Origin of the sequence: Pseudohaemophilus parahaemolyticus, assembly GCF_938021905.1 — a bacterium.
GTDB lineage: Bacteria > Pseudomonadota > Gammaproteobacteria > Enterobacterales > Pasteurellaceae > Haemophilus_A > Haemophilus_A parahaemolyticus_B.
This window is the reverse complement of the sequence record NZ_CALIFA010000007.1, coordinates 1-18,275: the sequence shown is the minus strand read 5'-3', so window position 1 is coordinate 18,275 and position 18,275 is coordinate 1. Positions and strand designations below refer to the sequence as shown.

General features: G+C 39.9%; 7 protein-coding genes. 5 read left to right on the top strand and 2 right to left on the bottom strand.

Going from position 1 to position 18,275, the window contains the following annotated elements:
* Nucleotides 1-306: 306 nt before the first annotated feature.
* From QMF79_RS00405 to QMF79_RS00390, 5 genes are all read left to right on the top strand, one after another.
* Nucleotides 307-2,061, top strand: a complete 1,755-nt coding sequence (locus tag QMF79_RS00405; RefSeq protein ID WP_281772320.1) for a ShlB/FhaC/HecB family hemolysin secretion/activation protein — start codon at nt 307-309, stop codon at nt 2,059-2,061.
* Nucleotides 2,062-2,105: 44 nt separating this feature from the next.
* Nucleotides 2,106-15,143 carry a polymorphic toxin-type HINT domain-containing protein gene (locus tag QMF79_RS00400; protein ID WP_281772319.1) on the top strand — a complete coding sequence of 4,346 codons (13,038 nt, stop codon included), beginning with the start codon at nt 2,106-2,108 and terminating at the stop codon, nt 15,141-15,143.
* A complete protein-coding gene (locus QMF79_RS00395) occupies nt 15,144-15,668 on the top strand; it encodes an ankyrin repeat domain-containing protein (RefSeq protein WP_281772318.1) in 525 nt (174 codons plus the stop codon).
* A 470-nt stretch (nt 15,669-16,138) separates the two neighbouring features.
* Complete coding sequence (locus tag QMF79_RS10390; protein WP_425591867.1) at nt 16,139-16,315, top strand: IS1/IS1595 family N-terminal zinc-binding domain-containing protein; 177 nt, start codon at nt 16,139-16,141, stop codon at nt 16,313-16,315.
* 284 nt (nt 16,316-16,599) lie between these two features.
* A complete protein-coding gene (locus tag QMF79_RS00390; protein ID WP_281772317.1) occupies nt 16,600-17,028 on the top strand; it encodes a hypothetical protein in 429 nt (142 codons plus the stop codon).
* Between the two features lie 337 nt (nt 17,029-17,365).
* On the opposite strand, the gene QMF79_RS00385 is transcribed toward QMF79_RS00390, so the two are convergent.
* A complete protein-coding gene (locus QMF79_RS00385) occupies nt 17,366-17,752 on the bottom strand; it encodes a hypothetical protein (protein ID WP_281772316.1) in 387 nt (128 codons plus the stop codon).
* A 30-nt stretch (nt 17,753-17,782) separates the two neighbouring features.
* Complete coding sequence (locus QMF79_RS00380; RefSeq protein WP_281772315.1) at nt 17,783-18,181, bottom strand: hypothetical protein; 399 nt, start codon at nt 18,179-18,181, stop codon at nt 17,783-17,785.
* Between the last annotated feature and the right edge of the window lie 94 nt (nt 18,182-18,275).

Genomic DNA, 18,275 nt, shown 5'->3' with positions numbered 1-18,275 from the left:
GTGTGAAGAAGTGTAGAATTATGGCTAATTCTATTGGTAACAGATTATCAGGTAGTGCAGACTATATTACACATAACTATATTGTGAGCATTAATGGTAATCATGTTAGTGTTGATTAACTTGTTATATATCCATTTTTTAGAATCACAGTTCATAAGCAACTTAGCAATGGGTTGCTTTATTTTTTAATTTAATATTTAAAATAAAGTTGTTTAACTGAAGCATTTTAAATTCAATGAGTATTTGATAATAAATTATAAATAGCATAAAATTAATCACATAAATTTTGTCATCTTAAGTACAAATATGAAAGTAGTTCATAAGCATATTTATTCGGTAATGATATTTGCCAGCCTTCCTTATTCTCTTTTTGCTAATCAAACCGAAAACTTCTCTCGTTTAAATCAAATTGATGCTACGCAACAACAACGACAGCAACACATTCAGCAAGCACAAGATAAAATATTACAACCTCAATCTGATGTTCGTTTAGATACCACCAATAATGAAAGGTTGACATTATCAAACCACGAAATGCCCTGCTACCCCGTCCATCGTATTAGTCTCGTCGATTACTCCACTACGCCCACTTCCTTTGAAAGCCAATTTCAATGGGCATTTGATAAAGCCGCTCATGATTTAAATTTAACCTTACCACACTGTTTCGGCGGTGAAGGTTTAGGCATTTTAATGAAGCAAATTCAAAATCGTATCATTGAAAAAGGTTATGTGACGACAAGAGTAGTGACCCAAGAGCAAGATTTGCGCTCAGGAACGTTAACACTCACGGTGATTGCAGGTAAGGTGGGGAATACGTTAGTTTCCGACAGTGGCAATGTCCCACGCTTTACACGCTTGCATGCATTAACAGGACTCACCTTTGCGAAAGGCGATGTTTTAAATGTGAGGGAGATTGAGCAATCCCTTGAAAACCTCAAACGTGTTCCAACCGCCGAAGCCAATATTGAGATATTACCGAGTGAAACGGACGTTGGTGTCAGCGATATTAAAATTAGCTACCAACAAGCGTTCCCTTTCCGTGTTAACCTCGGTTTAGATGATTCAGGTTCTACTTCAACAGGTAAATACCAAGCTTCAGGTACACTCTCTTGGGATAACCTGTTTTCAGCCAATGACCTGTTTTATACCAGCTTCACCCATAGTTTAAAAAGTAACGATGATGAAGACGGAAAGCGTGCGACTAAAAACCTCACGTTTTACTATTCTATCCCATTTGGTTATTGGACACTTTTTGCTTCACAAACTTATAACCGCTACCATCAAGAAGTCTTCGGTGCTTTTAATAATAACTACCTGTATGCTGGTGAAAGTAATACCACCAAAGCGACACTTTCTTATTTACTCTACCGTGACAGCAAACGTAAAACTTCGATTTCAGGCTCATTTTGGTCTCGTCAATCGCAAAATTATATTGACGGTGCGGAAATTGAGGTGCAAAAACGCCGTATGGCAGGATGGGAAGCGGGCATTTCACATAAAGAATATATGGGCGATGCAACCCTTGAATTATCGGCAAATTATAAGCGAGGTACAGGTGCAAGAGGCTCGCTTGAAGCACCTGAAGAGCTTTGGGGAGAAGGTACATCTCGCCCTAAAATAATTACTGCCTCTATTGAGCTAACCAAGCCATTTATGTTAGGCGAACAACCGTGGCAGTACCAAAGCAGTTGGAATGCACAATGGAATAAAACACCGCTGATTGCCCAAGACCGTTTAAGTATCGGCGGGCGTTATACTGTGCGTGGCTTTGATGGTGAGCTGACTTTATCTGGTGAGCGTGGTTGGTTATGGCGTAACGAGTTAGCTTGGAATGTGAATCGTAAAGGGCATCAGCTTTATCTCGCCTTAGATGGTGGACGGGTGATGGGGTGGTCAACTGAATCACAACTGGGACATCATTTAATGGGTACTGCACTAGGCTTAAAAGGTGGCTTCGGTGGATTTTATTATGATGTTTTTGTCGGCAGACCTATCCGTAAGCCTGAGGGTTTTAGAACCTCGGATGAGGTAGCAGGTTTTAATATTGGATACAGTTTTTAATGGCTGATTATCTTTCATTGATTTTTGATGTCTCGGAGTGAAAAATGAATAAAAAATGTTTCCGTGTAATTTTTAGTAAAACCCTTCAACGCCTTGTGGTGACGTCTGAATTAGCAAAATCAGAAGGTAAATCTACGGAGCAATCCGCTTTTAGCTTATCGCAAATTTTTGCCCAAATCCAACCGCTTACCTTTAGTCTTTATTGTGCATTAGGCTTTGTGGCATTTTCTGATTCAGCATTAGCCAATCTGATTATTCAAGCCGATAAATCTGCCCCGAAAAATCAACAACCGATAGTGCTACAAACGGCAAACGGTTTACCGCAAGTCAATATTCAAATGCCGAACGACAAAGGGCTTTCACATAATAAATATTCAAAATTTGATGTCGATACCAAAGGTGCAATTCTTAACAATAGTCGCACCAATGTGCAAACACAGCAAGGTGGCTTAATCACGGGTAACCCTTATTTGGCAAAAGGTGAAGCGAAGGTCATTCTAAATGAAGTCAATTCATCCGACCCATCCGTTTTAAAAGGCTATGTGGAAGTGGCAGGTAAAAAAGCCGATGTCATTATCGCCAACCCATCGGGTTTACATTGTGAAGGTTGTGGCATCATCAACTCAGACCGAGCAACCCTCACCACAGGTAAACCGCAAATTAAAAACGGTCACCTTGACAGTTTTGTGGTGGAAAAAGGTAAGGTCAAAGTTTCAGGTAAAGGGTTGGACAATAGTCGTGTCGATTATACGGAGATTATTGCTCGAGAGACGGAAGTTAATGCAGGTATTTGGTCGAAAAAAGAAGCCAAGGTGGTAATAGGGAAAAATACCGTCAAGCGGTCGGATAGTCCAAAAGATTTGCAAATTATTCACACAAACCAACCGCTTGCAATAGAAAATCAGCCACAATTTGCCATCGATGTCGGTGAGCTAGGTGGTATGTACTCAGGTAAAATCCACCTTATTGGCACTGAACACGGTGTCGGGGTGCGTAATGCAGGACATATCGGAGCCAGTGCAGATACCTTACATATCGACAGCCAAGGGCGAATTGTGAATAAAGGTACGTTAAATGCGCATCATACCGTTCAACTTACAGGCACAAAAGGCATTGAAAACCAAGGCAAAATTGAAAACCGTCAGGGGAATATCACTCTTAACACGGCATCAGATATTCAACAAGATGGCTCAATAGTCGCTCGCAGTGGTCATATTCATAAAACAGCAAACCAAGCTATTAATCAACAAGGTGAAACGGTGGCGAAAGGTCATATTACCTACAAGGCTCCAACAGTCACCGCTTCAACGTCATCACTGATTGCCTCAGGTGTTGAGGTCAAAGATAGCGCACAAGGTGAAGTTCGTACACTTGAACCCCAATCGGCTCAAGGTAAGTCGATTACAGTCACCACCACAGGGAAAGCCTCATTACAAGGTAAAAACGTGGCTTCTGGCAATATCAATATCAGCAGCTCGGAAGCTGATTTAGATCACAGCCACACTTCTGCGCATGCAGTCAACGTCAATGCATCTCAAGGCAAAATTCAAGCTAATAATGCAACCTTGATTGCCCATACCGAGTTAGCCTTAACCTCTCCAACCTCGCTTGAAACTCAACATAGTGATGTAAAAGCAGAAAAAATTACGACGAAACAACGCTCATTGAATACGAAAGGAGCTACTTGGGAACAAACCGGCACAGATGAATTAAAACTGAATGTTGCAGATACATTACACAATAGCGGCGGTACCTTTAAAACCCAAGGGGATTTAACCGTTAATGCTCAAGGCGTGGATAACCAACAAGGGCGTTTGATTGTGAAGGGTAAATTAACAGTCAATACCGAGCGTGGTAAGTTAGATTCCACACAAGGCTTATTGGTGGCAGAGAAAGATGTTGCGATCAATTCGGGTGAATTAATGAATGACAGCGGTTTAATTCAGTCTAGCCAAAATGTCACGATAAATACACAGGGACAAAACCTTTCTAATCGCCAAACATTCACGGACAGTCAAGATAAAGGCATTGTGGCGTTGGGACAATTAGATGTTCAATCGTCTCATTTTTCCAACCAACAAGGGCGAGTGGTGAGTGGCAAAAGCCAAAACCTCCGCACGGCAGACCTTAACAACCAACAAGGCTTTATTTCTACCCAACAAGATCTTCATGTTGCAGCCTCCAACCTTGAAAACCACCAAGGCATTATTTCTTCTGTGGGGAATACGGCACTGACTATACAAAATCATCTTGCTCAGGAAGCGGGTAAGATATTGAGTGACGGACATCTTTCAGTTACAGCGACGACACTACAAAGCTCTCATCAGAGCGTCTTTTCAGCAAATCAACTCAATATTGCTACCCAAAGCATGTCAAATAATGCGAGTAAATTGCTGGCAAAACAAGGCGTAACAATTTCAAGTCATGCATTAGATAATACAAAAGGTGAGATAAGTAGCCATCAAAACACCGTCAATATCGATACACATCAACAAAAACTCAATAATAACGAAGGTAAGATTCGCTCAAAATCGACGTTAACGATTCAAAGTGGTAAACTCAATAACACACAAGGTGCTATTCATAGTGAAAGCGATATTGTACTGAATACGCATCATCAAACATTCACTAACCATAACACCCTTTCACCAGAGAAAGGAATTATTGCATTAGGTCAATTAACACTCCATAGTGCGGCTTTTACTAATCAACAAGGTTATATTGCAAGCCGAGATATGTTGAATCTAAAAGCGACAGAGGTCAATAATACTCAAGGTTTAATCAAATCAAATGATGGCTTACATCTTACCGCTCAATCTGTGCAAAATGATGAGGGGATCATTTCAGCTAAAACACAGGCAAATATTACCGTAGCCAACCATTTTACCCAACAGGCAGGACAGCTTGGTGCAAATCAGCTTATGTTGAATGCGGGGCGTTTAAGTAGTGAGAATGGAAGTTTAATTTCTGCAGGTAATGCTGAGATTCAGGTTTCAGCGTTATTTAGTCATCAGCAAAGTCGTTTAAATACGATGAGGGATTTAACCGTTCAAAGTCAGGGGTTAAATAATCTATTAGGAGTGATCAATAGCGTTGGTGGCCATATCTCGATTGATACCCAGCAACAGCTGTTGAATAATACTCAAGGTCAAATTACGGCTAAAGGTAAACTTGGATTAAATTCAGGCGAATTACAAAATCAGGCTGGTTTGCTACATAGCGAGCAAAATATCACGATTAATACGCTTGGAAACATGTTAAATAACCAACAAACCCAAGGTAAATATCAAGGTATTTTAGCCCTTGGCAATTTAACGATTGATTCAGGTAAACTAGATAATACCCGAGGGGTGATATCCGCCAACTCCGCTCAGTTGAATAGCTCGGAATTAGTCAACCGCTTAGGGCGTTTACAAAGTAATGAAAATGTATCACTGACCGCTCAATATCTTGAGAATAGCAATGGGGTGCTTTCAGGTGCAAAAAATGTCACCTTAACGGTTGCAGAGACGTTGCAACAAACCGCAGGTCAAATTGGTGCGAGTGAATTAACCATCAAGGCGGGTACCATCCAATCGACGGAAAAAAGTGTCATTGCTGCAGATAATGCAACATTGTCTGTTCAACGTACTTTAGCAAATACGGATAGTGAGATCTCTGCAACTCAAGATCTGACAATCACCAGTCAACAGATAAACAATCAACAAGGGTTACTACTAGCCGAAAAAGGAAATTTAACGCTCAATTCGCAACAACATCACGTGAATAACTTACACGGCAAAGTAGTTGCAGGTAATAACGTTTATGTGGAAAGCGGTACTTTGGAGAATCGACACGGTTTAATACAAAGTACTGCGAATCTTACCTTAAATACTCACGATCAATGTTTGCATAATAATTTGGGTAATATAATTAGCCAACAAGCATTGTCGATTACTTCAGGCGATCTGAGCAATGAGCAAGGTTATATTCAATCAACTCAACATGCCGATATTCAATTACGCTCTTCTACGCTTTCTAATCAAAAAGGTGTAATAACATCCCGTGATAACTTACATTTAACAGCAGGTACAGTCCATAATGACAATGGCATGGTGGATGCGAAAAATTTAACAGCAACCCTCACGAATCTTTACCAGCAAAACGGGACGGTTCAAGCGAATCAATTACTGAATCTTACTGCAAGCGGTGAGATCATCTCAACAAATCGCAGTCAAGTGAGCGGTAATCACATTGCAATAACGTCAGCAGGTCAATTAGATAATCAGCAAAGTGAAATCATTGCGAAACAACATGCGGTCATTCATAGTGGTCAACTAAATAACAATGATGCTGCGTTAGTCGCAGAGCAAGGCAATCTTGAGATTAACACCAAACAGCAAAGCCTCACCAACCAACAAGGCAAATTCAGTGCGGGTGCGAATTTGACGATTCAAAGTGGTGAGTTAGATAACCAGCAAGGCTTGATACAAAGTCGCCAAGATATACTAATCAATACCCATCAAGGTAACTTAAACAACCAACAAACCAAGCTGGCGGAACAGAATAAAGGGATTATTTCGTTAGGTAAATTGGCTTTAACGACACAACATTTATCCAACCAACAGGGTTACTTGTTAAGCCAGCAAGAGCAAACCTTAACTTCGCAATCTCTTCAAAATGATTCGGGTGTGTTGGCTTCGCTTGATTCACAAGCCGTGACGGTAAACAACAATATCCGCAATGTTGCAGGGAGAATCAGCGGTCTTTCAACGGCGATTTCAGCGCAAGCCATCGATAACCAATCGGGGTTATTGCAAGGTGAGAAACAGCTTTCCGTTCAATTACGTGGCGACTTAAATAATGATAAAGGGCAAGTGAAATCCAAAGAGGCACTTAGTCTAAAAGCTAATGCGGTCAATAACCGTGAAGGACAAGTTCGAGCAACGGAAGGGACTCTATCACTTTCTGCCGTATCCACCTTAGACAATACGTTGGGTAATATCACAGCCAAACAGCAAGCGACCATTGAAACGAATGCCTTAAACAATCAACAAGGTTTAGTGTATAACGAGCAAGATTTACTTCGCCTGAATGTGAAGCAAACCCTTGATAATTCAAATGGTAAAGTGATTAGCAAAGATGCACTGACAATAACTAGTGCATCGCTTACCAATCAACAAGGTACGCTCTATGCGGAAAACCGAGGTAACCTCTCTGTTAATGGGTTACTGGATAACCAACGCCTTGGTAAAATTCACGGTTTAGGTGAAATGGCGATTCAAGCAAACCAAGTGGATAACCGTGGTGGCGAGATTCGCACGAAAGATGCGCTGATACTGAATGTAAGTACTACCATTAATAACCAGAAGATCAGCGAGACAGGATCATTTATTGAAAGTGGCAATGTGTTAAATATTAATACAGCAACACTCAATAACCGTGATACGAAGTCTGCAACTAAACATATGGCTCAAGGTATTTTAGCCACGACTCTTACGCTTTCAGCACAAGTTGTAGATAACCGACAAGGTAAAATCCATAGTCGTCAGCAAAGTGATTTGCAAATTCAAGACAGTTTACATAATCAACAAGGTGAGGTAACGGGTAATGGTGACATTGCGATTAAAGGCAATGCATTACACATCAATAATCAGCAGGGACGATTACAAGCGGCAACTTCGTTGACAATTTTTGCAAATGAAGTCACTACCAATGGACATATTGAAGGTAGCGATATTGCAATTACTCAGCAAAAAGATTTTGTCACCGAAAATCATATCAATGCAAACCGTTCACTTGCGATTACCACTGCAGGCAATCTTACCAATCAACATCATCTTTATGCAGATGAGCACGTGAGCTTAACTGCAAATCACATCACTAATCATGAAAATGGGCGAATCAGCAGTGCCAACACGCAACTTACCGCAAAAGGTGATTTAACCAATGAAGGGTTAATCAACAGCGTGAGTGCCGATGACAATGCCCAAACCGTGATTAAGGTAGGCGGTCGTTTAACCAACACGGGTAAGGGGCGTATCTATGGCGATGATATTGCCCTTCAAGCTGATACCATAGAAAACAGCGATAAAGATTATGGCAACGGCGAAATACGCTCTGCGGTGGTGGCTGCTCGTAGCAATTTAGATCTTGCTGCCCGTGAAATAGAAAATAATACGGCACATTATTTATCAGATAATCAAGTAGGTGCAACGCTGTTCAGTGTCGGGGATATGACCTTTGGTCGCACTTTAAATGCAGACAACCAAGCGGAAGGTAAAGCCAATGTGTTGCGTAATAACAGTAGTGTGATTGAGTCTGAAAGCCGTATTCGTTTTGGTGTGGATAAGGTTTATAACAATAATACGCATTTTACGGCAGCACACGTTAAAAACGGTGAAAAGGTAACTGAGATTACAAAAGTCTCGGAAAACCCACTAAATGAAACTTATATCATTCCAATGCACCGAGACAGCCGAGGGAATTTCCCGACTTATTATAAGAATGACAAAGGAGATGATTTCTCCCAAATGACTTCAGAATATAAGCATATCCCAATGAAGCTACTCCGCTGGGTAGGTTGGAGTCGTGCAGGGCAATTGGTTTATAACCTCAATAATATAGAACCTACCGTTTTAAGTGCCGGCGAGACGATTCGTCCGGATATGTTATTAGCAAGTCGTAACCAAATGCGTTGCGATTCTTATTCTGATGGAACAAAAAATTGCACCTATATTCCTGCCGGAAACTATGAGCTTGATAGCCCGATTTGGACATATGCCGGCGTTTCTGCACCAAGTAGACCTTCACCAATTTTCTCTTTTGATGAGCTTGCCTCACAAGGTTACAAAGAAGAAGATTGGTTTAGCCTTGATCCTAAAACTAATGAATTAGATATTTTCAAAATACCGGAAGAGCCCAGTGTAACACCTGAAATACCAGTACGTTTGGAAAATGAGAGCGAGGTAGATTTCCAAGCAAGAATGACCAGCTATCAGCAAGCGTTAGAGACTTATACTCAAGCACAGAAAAAATGGGATTATTACCAAAACCGTATCAAACCTTATAACGATTGGGTAGACGAACATAAAGAGATACTGGATGCGGTAGATAAAAAAATTGAAGAACATAACCAAAATTTAAGTACGACTTTAGGGCAGCAATATTTCCGTGAATTTTGGCAAATAAACCTTAAAAAACGCCGTGAAGATGAAAGCAAAGTCTTGACGACTGTTGCTGGGCAAATTATTGCCGGCAGAAATTTAGAAGCCAATAGCCAATCTTTTATAAATGATCGCAGTGTAGTGATTGCCGGTCAAGATATGTTACTTGAAAATAAAATCGAGAATATTGATGAAGAAGGCTTACATCGCATTACTGACACGGGTGATAAAGTGTTTACCTTCGATAAATGGCGAGGTGGTTTTAAACGCTATTTCCAACGTAAGTGGGAAAATAGTGGCGATTACACCCGCATTATCGAAACGCCATTTGATATGCATATCTTCCGAGTGGAAGAAAATGCGGATTATGCAGCAAATAAACAAACATCGGATAAACTCAAGGCACAAACCGAGCATCAACTCTTATTGAGTAAAGTCAGTGTAAACAATGACGCATTGTCTTCGACTAATGAACTTGAACTTGGAACATTAAATGGTGGTGATTCAGCTCACTTTACACAATTAAATAGTAATACTCGCCAAGTCGATAGCTTGAACGTGTGGGAGGGTAAAGGGCAACAGGTTGAATCACAAATCATCGATGGGCAATTAGATGCATTCCATGCTTTACGTGATACGACATTAAACTCATTGACAGCACAATCTACGGTATCTAAAGATTCTCGCACACTTGAGCGTGTTACACTCAATGAGCAGCAAGAAGTCCGCAGCATTCAGCCGAATTTAGTGATTCCGCAGAATGTGCTGTATCGAGTCAATGCGAATCCGACCAATCGTGTACTTGTTGAAACCGACCCGAATTTTACCAATCAAAAACGTTGGTTAAGTTCGGATTATATGTTAAATGCTTTACGCTACGAGCCGAACCAAACCCAAAAACGGTTGGGTGACGGTTTTTATGAGCAGCGTTTGGTGCGAGAGCAAATCAACCGCTTAACGGGCAGAAATTTTGTAGGGAATTATACGGATTTTGATAGTCAATATCGTGGCTTAATGGATGCGGGGATAACCTTTGCACAAAAATTCAATTTACGCCCGGGCATTGCCCTTTCGCCAAACCAAGTGGCACAGCTGACGGCAGATATTGTGTGGTTGGAGAGCGAGCAGATTACTTTACCAAACGGCAAAGTGGAAACCGTGTTAGTGCCGAAAGTGTATGCACTGGCAAAAAAAGGCGACATCACGGGCAACGGTGCATTGCTTTCGGGTAACAAAGTGATTCACAAAGGTGGCGAGTTTATCAACAGCGGCACGGTTACTGGTCGTGAACTGGTGCAGTTTGACAGCGAGAGCATTCGCAACAGTGGCAACATTATTGGTGGTGCGATTGTGGGCAAGGTGAGTGGCGATATGGAAAACCTCGGTGGCACGCTAGAAGCCGACCGAGCGATATTGCTGAATGTTGCCGGTAACTTTAACCACACAAGCCAAACGCATACCACTTCCGTGAATGAACAAGGCTATCAACGTACCGACACTACGATTGGTCGCAAAGGCTTGTTACACGTCAAAGGCGAGAACGGCACGCTGCAAATCCAAGCAAACAACATTCATCTTACCGGTGCAGACATCATCAATGACGGGCAGGGTCAAACCTATCTTTCTGCAAAAAACAACCTTAATCTGACCGCTTTATCGGTGGGTTTTGATGAGAAGATGGGCGGAAGCAATCATTATCGTAATGAAGCGGTACAAAGTGTTGAAGTCAGCCGTGTGCAAGGTAAGGGTGATGTGGTGCTAAGCGGTCAAAGCATTTACAGCGAAGCGGCGCAGTTGGAAGCGAAGCAACACTTAGCCCTGTTAGCAGAAAATGATGTGCTGCTGGGAACGGCGAGTACCTCGAGTGATTATGCGGAATACCACCACACAAAAAGCGGCGGGGCGTTGGGCAACTCGAAGAAAACGACTTTAGATACCTATCAAGACAAAACTCAAGTTGGCACTACATTAGGCGGTGGCGAGATTTTGGTTTCTGCCGGCAATGACCTAAAAGCCCAAAATCTGCAAGCGATTGCCGATAAGGATTTACAACTACAAGCGGTCAATAACGTCAGCATTTCTGCGGATACGAATTCCTTTAAAGAAACCCATTTTGAGCAAAAATCGAAGTCGGGCGTCTTCTCGGGCGGTGGCATCGGCATTACCTTTGGGAAAAAATCCGAAACCCACGAAAGCGAAGCGGAAGGCTGGCAACAAAGCCAAGCACGCAGTACGCTGGGCAGTGTGTCCGGCAATGTAAGCGTAAAAGCCGGTAATCATGCCCATCTTTCGGGTACAGACTTAATCGCTTCCAAAGAGCTCGACAAAGCCATTGTAATTGAAGGCAAATCAACTTACATCGGCGCAAGCGAAGACGAGTTAAGTTCAAAAGAGCACCACGAGTATAAACAGTCGGGCTTGACGATTGCGTTTAGTTCAGCCGTAACCAATGCCGCAATGGCAGTGCAAAGCAGCTTAAAACGTTCAGAGCAAGTGAAAGACGAGCGTTTAAGCCAACTGCTTAAAGTGAAAGCCGCAAATGAAGCGGTTGAAACCGTGCAAAAAGCCAGCAAAGCGATTGACGCAATACAAAAAGCGGGCAGCGTGAGCGAAGGGTTAGCCTATAGCGATGCGAAAATCTCGGTGAGTGTAGGCTCAAGTAAATCCGTCTCCACCAGCCACACCCAACAAACCACTCACCAAGGCAGTGAGTTAAGTGCTGGCACAGTCACTGTTCGGGCAACGAAGGGTGATAACACGATTGTTGGTTCAAAAATCAACGCAAAAGAAGCGACCTTGGAAGGCAATAATGTCAATTTACTTGGTACAACAGATACTCAAACCAACCGAAGCGATAACAAGAGCAGCAGTTGGAGCGTGGGCGTGTTTGTGGGTAAATCGGGCGGATCGACCGGTTTTGGTGTGGAAGGTGCGGTTAATGTCGGCAAGGGATATGCCAACAGTGACTCACAAGTGCAAAACCACACGGAAATCAACGCTGACCGTTTAACCATGAAAGCAAACGAAACCACTACCCTAGAAGGGGCGACGGCGAACGTCAACCACTTAGCACTTGATACAAAAAACTTACATATTGAAAGCATGCAAGACACAGAAAAATATGACAGCAAGCAAACGCAGGGTGGGGTAAAGGCGGCATTTGCATGGGGAAGTGGTGCAAGTGGCTCAGCCCAATTTAGCCGAAATAAGGCGAATGTTGATTATGCTCAGGTTAATCAACAATCGGGCTTTAACATCAACGAAAGCTCAAACATTAACGTTAAAGAAAACACCTACTTAAAAGGCGGTGTTATCAATGCCCGAGGCGACAAAGCAAACCACAATCTAACCACAGGCACGCTTACCACAGAAAGCATTGAGAATCGTAGCGATATTAAAGTCAGCTCGGTCAGTGCCGGTGTAAGTTCAGATATGACACAAATGGCAACGATGGCAGTGGGTGCAGCGTTAAGTGCCTTAGGCAATATGAGCGAAAGCGAACGCAGCCAAACGCAAGCGGCGATTAGCCAAAATGTCAAGGTACAAATTACCGACAACGAAGCCCAAAAACAAAAAACAGGCAAAACAGCAGAAGAAGCCTTGCAAAGCCTAAACCGAGATGTAGCAAATGCCAACCAAAAACTGGAGAAGCAGGATTTACAGGCTTTGCCGGAACGCCAAGAAGCAACCCAAATTGTGGCAGAGATGGGAGCAAAAGCGGTCGGTGATTTAGCCAAAATGATGAACTGGGAAGATGGTAGTCCGCAAAAAGTCGCATTGCACGGCTTAGTTGGCTACCTTTCAGCAAAAGTCGGCGGCGGAGGGAACACCGCAGCCAGTGCACTTTCTGCAATGGGCAGTGAATACATCAACACCGAAATTGCAAATTATCTGCAACAAAACACCGCTTTAACGGCAGACCAACGCAATGCGGTTCAGCAGGCAAGTGCGGCAAGCTTGGGGGCGTTAATTGGTGCGAGTTTAGGCGGTAATAGCAACACGGTAAACCAATCTGCACAGATGGCGTGGAAAACGGAGAAGTTTAATCGACAGTTGCACCCTGATGAAATGAAATGGATCAAAGCACATGCAAAAGAATTTGCTGAGCAGGAAGGATTAACTGTTGAAGAAGCAGAAAAACGCTTGAGCCAACAAGCGGAAAGAGATCTCGATATTCTTTGGTTCTTAAAATTAGATTCTAGCACTGATGATAAAGCAAAAGCTTTTTTAGCCTCTCAAAATAATGCCACCTTCATTGATAGCAAAGGAGATGTTCAACATTATTTTGTAGCTAAAGATAATGATTTCTGGACACCAAGAAAATATGCAAGTGATGCGTATGACTATATGCAAGCCACAGGTGATAATTTCTATGGCAGAAACTTACAAACTGACACAACAGTTTGGGAAGGAACCAAGGATAAATTAGGTAAAGCTTACGACCATATTTCTGAAAATAAACTTGAAACTGCCAAAGCTGTGGGAAATGCTGTCATTGATGGTGTAGTGGAATGTGGTTCTGATGTCACGGGATGTTTAGGTAATTTTGTTGCTGAACTCTGGATTAAAGGAACATCTAGCACATCAGAAATGGGTAAAAATCTTGTGTTAAGTGATCAAGAAAAAATCAATACACTTTATGGTCAAGATGTTGAAAAAGAAATGGTTGCTGTATCTAGCTCACAGTTTGTAGCGACATTAACGGAAGCTTTAGGGGTAGGAAAAATTATCACTAAAGTAGGTAAAGAAGTAATAGGTGCGAGTGTTAAAGAGATAAAAGCACCTGTAAAAGATATTGTGAATTCACCTAAAGAATTAGTTGATGAAGTACTTGAAACAGCAGCTAGAGAAACCAGTAGAACTTGCTCATTCCGAGGCGATATGGAAGTAAAAACTGAAAAAGGTTATCAACCTATTTCAAGCATTAAGGTCGGCGATAAAGTGTTGGCAAAGAATGAAATAACAGGTATTACAACATATCAGAAAGTACAAGCTCATTACAGTAATCCTTATAATTACACGGTTTATGTGGAGGTTAAAGATAGCCAAGGCAAATATCAAACTATTGTTTCAAATAAAATCCACCCATTCTTTACACAAGTATTGAATGGTACAGCACCGATTTCCTCAGAGGGACACAACTATAAAGGGGAAATAGCTAAGGGACAATGGGTAGATGCTCAGCACTTGAAACAAGGTTATCGCTTACTTTCTGAAAGTGGAGAATGGCAAACGGTTTACAAAGTGACTATCCAATCAGAAAAATTGCAGGCATATAACCTCACTGTGGATGAAGATCATACATACTTTATTAAAGGTGCTAAGACTGATAGTCAAGGTGTATGGGTGCATAATGATTGTTGGCATGCTTTACCAAGCGATGCGAAACAAGTTGCGAATATTAATGGTTATAAGGCTTATCAATTTAAGGATCCAAAAGACGGAAAAGTTGTGACGGTGGTACAAAAAGATCTTAATCGTTTTGAAACGCCGAGTCATCAAAATGGTGTCGATCCGCATTTCAATCGATTATCTCAACAAATAGATGCGGAGAGAGGACGTTATTTATCGACAGATAACCCAGTAGATGGGCTATATAATCGAGCTTATTTACGTTCAGAAACGTTGCAGAAAATCTATGCAAATTATGATAAATTGTCGAATGGCAATTATCGTAATAAATTGACTAGACAAGAAATTAAAGCTCCTATCGATATAGGGCATATGTATGGCTGGGAACATAGACGGTTATCGTTAGCAGCAAAAGAATTAAACTGGAGTCAGAAACAATTTAATAATTATGTCAATGCAAGAGCGGAAAGATTTATGCTGGAAAATATGTCTGAGAATCGAAGCCATAAGAATGAGATGCCAGGATGGGATAATATTGAACCTATTATTCGTGATATGGAAAAATTTGAAAAAGGGAATAAGTAAATGGATAAATACACTACATTGGGGGTTAATATTCTAGACGCAATTGCTACAGATAATTTTGAGTTATTAGAAGAACTATTTCGAACAGGAGAAAGAAATTATTTAGAAATTTCACCTAAAGAAGGGTGGAACTGGTTACATAAATCGTTGCTAGGATTTGAATCAGATGAGCCTTCCAGAAAAATGATTGAGCATTTAATCAGTAAGGGACTTGATGTCAATGCTCAGGATTGTTATGGAATGACTCCCTTACATTACGCAATGAGGTCAAAAAATGTTGATGCGGCAATTGCATTATTAAATGCGGGGGCGGATCCCAATATTCCAAATCAAGATAATCTCATCCCTTTGTCAATGATAGGATATTTACCTGATAGGTTAGATGTCTTAGAGCTCATGCTAGAAAAAGGAGCTAATGTACATTTTTTAGTAAATGAAAATGAAAGTATATTGGAAAGTTATAAACCAACATCATCAGAATCTCATTTGAACCCAATATATAAATTAATGATAAAATACTCTTAGTACAGATATTTATGATTAAAATTTTGCAAATCATAGTGGTAAATTTACTGCTTGTATTTGATTTGTGGTATTTGGGGCAACATAAGTGTAGAGGAATAAAAGTGTAGTAGACAAATTTGTTGCTAAAAAGTGGCTTAAAGCCTTATAGTATAAGGCTTTAAGCCCGCTTTTTGAAATGTGAACAAAAAAAACTGCCCATTTTGCCAAACTCCGAAAATAAAGAAACAGGTACATCGAATAATATTCAACGATATTTTTGTCATAAATGCCATAAAACATTTTCCTTTAAGAATAAATTAGATCCAATTAAAATTTGGATAGATTACACATCTGGAAAAAAACCTATCGATAACTTTGGCATAGTAGACAAAATAGTTGCTAAAAAGAGGCTTAAAACCTTATAGTACAAGGCTTTAAGCCCTATTTTTGAAATATGAACAAAAAACTGTCCATTTTGCCAAAGTGCGAGAATAAAGAAATATGGTAAGCAAAATAATGCTCAACGTTATTTTTGTAATCAATGCCATAAAACATTTATCCTAAAAAATAAATTAGATCCTATTAAAATTTGGACTGATTACACCTCTGGAAAACAAACCTATCAACAGCTCGCGATAGAATATCAGTGTTCAGTTAGAACCATATAACGATATATTGATAAAGCCCCTAAAACATCTTTAAATCAGCCTAAAAATCGATACCTTAATATCATTATGGATACGACCTTTTTTCACCGTTATTCTGGTATTTTAGTGATGATGGATTCAAAAACAGATAAGGTCGTTTCATATCATTTTGTAAGGACGGAAAAAGATATCTACTACAAAATTGCATTAAATAGATTAAGAGAAAAATGCTATATAATTCAATCAATTACTTGTGATGGTAGGCGAGGTTTAATGAAAGAACTATTTGATACGCCTGTGTAGATGTGTCATTTTCATATGGTCGCGATTGTGATGAGAAAATTAAGAAAAAATATCAGTCACAAGCAGGTAAAGAATTAAAAATAATTGCAAAATCATTGGTAAAAAGTTCAAAAAATGACTTTTATCGTCGTTTATATGCTTGGTTTATAAAGCATGAGGATTTTTTAAAAGAACGAAGTGAAAAAGGAAATGAGAAAGGCTATTTCCCTTATAAACATAGAAATGTAAGAGGGGATTATGCTAGTTTGAAGTATTATATGAATTATTTATTTACCTTTGAAAAGCATGCTGAAATGAATATCGAAAATACGACAAATAGGCTAGAAGGATTATTTAAATATCTAAAGCGTCAATTAAATAATCATAATGGATTAACGAAAAAACGTAAGGTTATGTTTATAAAGGATTTTTTAAATAAAAAGAGTTGCTAATATTTTGAAAAATAAACATTAGCAACTGTTTTGTCCACATGGCATAGTTTTTGACGGATTAGCAACTATTTTGTCTACTATGCCTAATTTTAATTACCACAATCTATTATCATCAAAGAGAGATTCAAATTTCCTAGATTTTGATATAGGGTAAGTCGCATAAATTGCATCTTTTGATTTATTAGAAGGGAAGTTCATAATAGTTAGAGGGTGGTAAAACTCATAACCTAAAACATAACAAAGAAAGTAGCCTATAAAAATTGGTTTCCCATTATTCTTATCTATTTTTTTATCATATATAAAAATTCTAGTGTATAAATTTAGGGATTCATTTATTTCATAATCTAATAAGATCTGGTTGCAATTCTGATGCAACCGTTCCCGTATCAGATAAAGGAATAATATACTTAATGCCATCCATTTGAAATATATTGTAGCTTATAATTTCAGCAATATATTTAAAATTGTCAAAAGATGGTTCTTCTTGCCATTTTTCAAGATAATAATCACGGTAAGTGTAAAGTAAATTTTCACGAGCTAAGAGAAGAGAATCGCCGTTCCACTCAAAACCATAAGATGCTTGATAAGCAAGAACAGCAAGAGAGTGCCATTCAGATTTATCATTCACCTCTGATGAAATTCGCTTTAATTTTCGATCTACAAAACCTTCTCGCTCATTAATAGGTAAAATTTTCCCCGTTCCCATATCATAGCGAGTAGCCATGTAAGGTGCTTCACCACAAGTGATCTCTAACTATGTTCGAGATATGTACGTTTTTAGATCATCATTTAAATAATCCTGTTCTGCGGCATCATTTTGTTTTTTGACAATCCATGTTGGGGTAAATACCTCAGCTTTAGATCTAGTTCTTTCTTTTTGAATTTCTTGTGATTTTAAGGCTCTTGGCATAATAAGACACTCCATCTTACCCGTAATAAGAGCAGGCTTAATTTGAGCAGTTGGAGCGTAATATCTAGCACTATGTTTAGTATAGTTATTATTAGCCCAAATAATATTTTTAGTTGTTTTCCTAGTTGATTTGGTTCTATCAATCAACAACAATTCAAGAATCTCAGGCATTTTTTCGTGAATAAAGTTTTCTGAAATATCTGCTGATGTTTCGTTATTTAGGCTAATAATTTTATCTAACATAATTAATTTTTATATCCGAAAAGTTCTCTATCTATACGAAAAGCTTCACGCCATTCACGCAGATAACGTTTCTCAAATTGATTACCTTTAATGA

Excerpts from the sequence above, each read along its gene's own strand:
- QMF79_RS00380 (WP_281772315.1), bottom strand. The coding sequence starts at position 18,181 with ATGTTAGATAAAATTATTAGCCTAAATAACGAAACATCAGCAGATATT.
- QMF79_RS00385 (WP_281772316.1), bottom strand. The coding sequence starts at position 17,752 with ATGGCTACTCGCTATGATATGGGAACGGGGAAAATTTTACCTATTAAT.
- QMF79_RS00405 (WP_281772320.1), top strand. The coding sequence starts at position 307 with ATGAAAGTAGTTCATAAGCATATTTATTCGGTAATGATATTTGCCAGC.
- QMF79_RS00395 (WP_281772318.1), top strand. The coding sequence starts at position 15,144 with ATGGATAAATACACTACATTGGGGGTTAATATTCTAGACGCAATTGCT.
- QMF79_RS00400 (WP_281772319.1), top strand. The coding sequence starts at position 2,106 with ATGAATAAAAAATGTTTCCGTGTAATTTTTAGTAAAACCCTTCAACGC.